The following is a 1,436-nucleotide window of genomic DNA, read 5'->3' as shown; positions in this document are numbered from 1 at the left end:
GGGCGTTGCCGAGGTCCTTGAGCGAGATGCCCGGGGTGTCGGCCAACGCAGCGTGGATTCGCTCTGCTTGGGCCCGCAGCGCCTCGGCCGAGCGGGCCGACACGACGAGCGGCAGCACCGCGTCCCCGAAGGGGGGCGTGGTGTCGCCCGGCACGGCGGCCTCGTCGGCCAGGGCCTCTTCAGCGGGGGCCTGCTCCAGGATCACGTGGGCGTTGGTGCCGCTGATACCGAACGACGAGACACCCGCACGGCGCGGCTCGCCCGTCTCCGGCCAGGACGTCTGCTCCGTCAGCAGCTCGACGGTCCCTGCCGACCAGTCCACATGGGTGGACGGCTTGTCGACGTGCAGCGTCCGCGGGAGCACTCCATGGCGCATCGCCTGCACCATCTTGATCACACTCGCGACGCCCGCCGCGGACTGCGAGTGGCCGATGTTCGACTTGACCGAGCCCAGCAGCAGCGGCCGGTCCTCCGGACGGTCCTGCCCGTACGTCGCGATCAGGGCCTGCGCCTCGATGGGGTCACCCAGCGTCGTACCCGTACCGTGCGCCTCCACCGCGTCCACCTGCGACGCCGACAGACCGGCACTCGCCAACGCCGTCCGGATCACCCGCTGCTGCGACGGACCGTTCGGAGCCGTCAGGCCATTGGACGCGCCGTCCTGGTTCACCGCGCTGCCCCGTACCACCGCGAGGACCCGGTGGCCGTTGCGCCGCGCGTCCGAGAGGCGCTCCACCAGCACCATGCCGACGCCCTCGGACCAGCCCGTGCCGTCCGCCGCGTCCGCGAACGACTTGCAGCGACCGTCAGCAGCCAGACCACGCTGACGCGAGAACTCCGCGAAGATGCTGGGGTTCGTCAGGACGGTCACGCCGCCGGCCAGCGCCATGGTGCACTCGCCCGACCGCAGCGCCTGCGCCGCCAGGTGCAGGGCGACCAGGGACGACGAGCACGCCGTGTCCACGGTCACCGCAGGACCCTCGAAGCCGAACGTGTACGAGACACGGCCGGAGATGACGCTGGTCGCGTTGCCGGTCAGCAGATGCCCCTCGGCGCCCTCGGGCAGTCGCATCCCGACCCCGTAGCTGGACGAGGCGGTACCGGCGAAGACGCCGATGTGGTGGCCTCGTACGGACTCGGGGTCGATGCCCGCATGCTCGAAGGCCTCCCAGGAGGTTTCCAGGAGCAGCCGCTGCTGCGGGTCCATGGCGACGGCCTCGCGCGGCGAGATCCCGAAGAACGCCGGATCGAACTCCGCCGCACCGTAGAGGAATCCGCCCTCCAGCGTCGCCGACGTCCCGCCGTCGGCCACCTGGGAGTAGAGGCCGTCCAGGTCCCAGCCGCGGTCGGTGGGGAAGGCCGCGATGCCGTCGGCTCCGGTGACCACGAGGCGCCAGAGGTCGTCGGCGTTCGCCACCCCGCCCGCGTAACGGCAG

Annotated in this window: 1 protein-coding gene; it reads right to left on the bottom strand. The window is 71.9% G+C overall.

The features are described 5' to 3' along the window. On the bottom strand, positions 1–1,436 hold a 1,436-nt coding region (locus EES42_RS45275; protein ID WP_164495500.1), incomplete at both ends, for a type I polyketide synthase.

Origin of the sequence: Streptomyces sp. ADI95-17, assembly GCF_003846175.1 — a bacterium.
Classification (GTDB): Bacteria; Actinomycetota; Actinomycetes; order Streptomycetales; family Streptomycetaceae; genus Streptomyces; species Streptomyces sanglieri.
The sequence above is the reverse complement of the archived record's forward strand: the minus strand, read 5'-3'. Positions and strand labels throughout refer to the sequence as shown.